Annotated in this window: 2 protein-coding genes; both read right to left on the bottom strand. The window is 60.7% G+C overall.

The features are described from left to right. Nucleotides 1-241: hypothetical protein (locus ACZ53N_RS37325; protein ID WP_469145131.1), on the bottom strand; the 241-nt coding region annotated here is incomplete at its 3' end. A 13-nt stretch (nt 242-254) separates the two neighbouring features. Next, nucleotides 255-809, bottom strand: a complete 555-nt coding sequence (locus tag ACZ53N_RS37320) for a hypothetical protein (RefSeq protein ID WP_469145130.1) — start codon at nt 807-809, stop codon at nt 255-257. Nucleotides 810-1,546: the final 737 nt, after the last annotated feature.

Raw genomic sequence — 1,546 nt, 5'->3', positions numbered from 1 at the left:
GACAGAACCCCTCGACAAGGTTCATCGTCCCAGCCCAGAAGGCACTTTCGTGATTCCGCCCCGCATCCGGCCTCACCCCAACCGAAACGGTGAGGCTAGACAGACGCCAGCAGACTGGCGGCACACCGAGGTTCTTGGAGTTCAGGGTGACGTGAGAGATGACCCCGTCAACCGCAGCTTCGTTGCGTTCGTAGCGGCCACCGAGCAGACCACCCCGCAGCCCCCTGACCTGCAGTGCCACATGACCGCCAAGACTATGAATCAGTCCTGCCCCACTGCTCCATCGTCACGCCCAGCCGCGACCGATTTGTGGATTCAAGCTCCAGGACGAAGTTCTCCACGGTGTAGATCGTCACCTCGCCAGCAGCCTCGACGTGCCCGTGCCCGCACTCGGAGGTAGTCGAAGGGTGCAAGAATCCGCCGGTGGAGATTCCTCTTCCTGACTCACGCACTTGTCCTACGAATTGGCCGAAGCCCCGGGTTGTCCTGAGCTTGGTGACCTCACCATTATCGGAGGTGAGAGTGTCGTTAGTGGTGGTCGTGAGCAGTGGTCCCATTGCCGAGTAGCTGCCCAGCATACGGATAGTGGCATGGAAACCTTGAGCCTCACTGCTCAGCACACAGTCAAGCTCCCCTTTCCCTTGAGCATTTCCAACAAAGCCGCCAATAATCATTGTGAAACTGCCGGAACAGTGCATGACGGTGACCGGGGCTGCCGCAGCCGTGCCAGCAGACATCAGCAAGAGCGAGAGGCTTACGGCAATGCCGGACAGGACCGTGGCCAGCCGACACGACACAAATAAGCGCACGGAAGCCCTCCTTCACACTTGAAACGATCCTCCGGACAAAGTGGAGGCAGAAACTTTGCTCTCAAAGTCGGCCCCTGAAGACCCGGACAGTACCATTCATCCCGGGAATATGCTGCTCCAATAGTTTCTCATGGGGGCAGGTTTCCCTCTATTAGCCGATCAGGCACTGAAAGTTTCAAAATGCTGGCGACAATCGCGATTGCCGCGTGTGGCAGCAGAGCCGTAGCAGCTGGCGCAGGCACCCGGAACAAGTCGGGCTGGTTGGCCCTGGCTGGTGGCAGGAAGGTCATTCATAAGCCGGTGGGTCTTGGTTACTGACTTTGAAGGCGTGCTGACTTCAACCATGTTGCGCCTGCCTTGGGGCCGCCGCCGACCGAGGAGTTCAAGGCTCAGTTCGGTTCAAGCCGTCTGGGCCCGTCCTGGCAGTGGCGCGGGAGAACCCAAGGTCCGGCGGGCACGGCGGAGTCCGCGTGTACCGCCAGCGCCCCTGGTTCACCTCTGGTGATGATGAGCCCCCTCGCTGTGGTCCACGACGCAGGCAGCCATTCGCCGGCGGAGTTGGTCATCCGCTGCGGCACCGATCCCGTGTATGGGGCGGATGACATCGGGCCTTGACCCCTGATCCTGGACACACGAGACACCGAAGGTTTCTCATCCTGTGCCGCAGGGGTGACGTTGGTGCGGATGGGGGTGTGGCAGGGCATGGCTCCTGGTCGTTGCGTTGGTGGTCTCACTCG

The sequence above is a fragment of the Streptomyces sp. NPDC033229 genome, from assembly GCF_055576875.1.
The sequence above is the reverse complement of the archived record's forward strand: the minus strand, read 5'-3'. Positions and strand labels throughout refer to the sequence as shown.